Genomic DNA, 1,252 nt, shown 5'->3' with positions numbered 1-1,252 from the left:
GCCTGAATCGTCACAGGGTGCCGCGACGCCTAGACTCGGGGCATCATGAGTGCACCCAGCGAAGAATCGATCCGCGCCGCACTGGCCAAGGTCGATGATCCGGAGATCCGCAAGCCGCTCACCGAGCTCGGCATGGTCAAGGGCGTCGAGGTGGACCCCGCGACCGGCCGCGTCGATGTCGGCATCTACCTGACCGTCGCCTCGTGTCCGATGCAGGACACGATCAGCGACCGCGTCCGCTCGGCGGTGTCCGACGTCCCGGGCGTCGGCGAGGTCGCCGTCGAGCTCGACGTCATGAGCGACGAGCAGCGCACCGAACTGCGCAAGCACCTGCGTGGTGACGCGGCCGAACCCGTCATCCCGTTCGCCCAGCCCGGCAACCTCACCCGTGTCTACGCGGTCGCCTCGGGTAAGGGCGGCGTGGGCAAGTCCACCGCGACGGTCAACCTGGCGACGGCGCTGGCCTCCCGCGGCCTGTCCGTGGGCGTGCTCGACGCGGACATCTACGGGCACTCGATCCCGCGGATGCTCGGCACCGACGCCCGGCCGACCCAGGTCGAGCAGATGATCCTTCCGCCCGTGGCGCACGACGTGAAGGTCATCTCGATCGCCCAGTTCACGAAGGGCAACACCCCGGTCGTCTGGCGTGGTCCGATGCTCCACCGGGCCCTGCAGCAGTTCCTCGCCGACGTGTACTGGGGCGATCTCGACGTCCTGCTGATGGACCTGCCCCCGGGCACCGGCGACGTGGCCATCTCGATCGCCCAGCTCATCCCGTCGGCGGAGATCCTCGTGGTCACCACTCCGCAGCAGGCGGCCGCCGAGGTCGCCGAGCGCGCGGGGTCGATCGCGCTGCAGACCCGTCAGCGGATCGCCGGGGTCATCGAGAACATGTCGTGGCTGGAGCTGCCCGACGGCACCCGCATGGACGTGTTCGGTACCGGCGGCGGCGCGGAGGTCGCGGCCAACCTGTCCCGCTCGGTCGGCGCACCCGTCAAGCTGCTCGGTCAGGTGCCGCTCGAGCAGGCCGTGCGCGAGCACGGGGACGAGGGCACGCCGATCGTCCTGGCCGAGCCCGAGTCACCGTCGGGGCGCGCATACCGCGAGATCGCCGACGGCCTCGCCGTGCGGCCCCGGGGCCTGGCGGGGATGAACCTGGGGATCGACACCACGCGTCACCTCTGACGCGTCGGCCTCTCGGGTGGCCGGCGGGGCGTCACGCCCCCGCCGGCCCCGGGCCGGGTCGCCTACC

The 1,252-nt window shown here is 71.6% G+C and carries 1 protein-coding gene; it reads left to right on the top strand.

Annotation, left to right across the window (positions count from 1 at the left end; translation table 11 throughout):
• Positions 1-45 precede the first annotated feature (45 nt).
• On the top strand, positions 46-1,185 hold the full coding sequence (locus G6030_RS07965; RefSeq protein ID WP_007631677.1) for an Mrp/NBP35 family ATP-binding protein: 1,140 nt from the start codon (positions 46-48) through the stop codon (positions 1,183-1,185).
• Positions 1,186-1,252: the final 67 nt, after the last annotated feature.

The sequence above is a fragment of the Dietzia sp. E1 genome, from assembly GCF_014145015.1.
In the GTDB taxonomy this organism is placed as follows: domain Bacteria; phylum Actinomycetota; class Actinomycetes; order Mycobacteriales; family Mycobacteriaceae; genus Dietzia; species Dietzia cinnamea_A.
The sequence above is the reverse complement of the archived record's forward strand: the minus strand, read 5'-3'. Positions and strand labels throughout refer to the sequence as shown.

What these genes read in the sequence shown, in the direction of transcription:
- G6030_RS07965 (WP_007631677.1), top strand. Translation starts at nt 46, where the DNA reads ATGAGTGCACCCAGCGAAGAATCGATCCGCGCCGCACTGGCCAAGGTC.